This window comes from Campylobacter sp. RM9328 (assembly GCF_012978615.1).
The window spans coordinates 1-383 of record NZ_LIWF01000077.1; the positions used below are offsets into that span (position 1 = coordinate 1).

Genomic DNA, 383 nt, shown 5'->3' on the forward strand with positions numbered 1-383 from the left:
TGCCTTCTCTAAACTCGCCTATTTTTTTAAATTTATTTCTTTGATATTCTACTGAAAAAGTTTTCATACCACTTGGATTAATCCAAATATAAAGCTCTTTTGGATTACCAACTTTCTTTTTGTATTGTTGAGATAATACTTCTAGGTTTCTTATATCTTTATCTAGCAAATTTGCCTTTGAGATATTTGCCATTCTAATCCTTTTTATAGAAAAACTACGCTAATGATTATCTACTACGCTAATAACTACGCAATTTATTTGGAAGTAATTATATCGTAAAAGAAAACAAAAAGAAACAAAATCCTATAAAAGTGCGATTTTATGAGAGTTAAAAGGAAATAAAAAGAAATAAAAGAAGCTTAAAATAAACTTAAATGGTGGG

1 pseudogene is annotated in these 383 nt (G+C 26.6%); it reads right to left on the bottom strand.

Features of this window, described 5'->3' with window-relative positions:
* A pseudogene (locus tag CCAL9328_RS10765) lies at positions 1-193 on the bottom strand (tyrosine-type recombinase/integrase); the annotation flags it as partial.
* Positions 194-383: the final 190 nt, after the last annotated feature.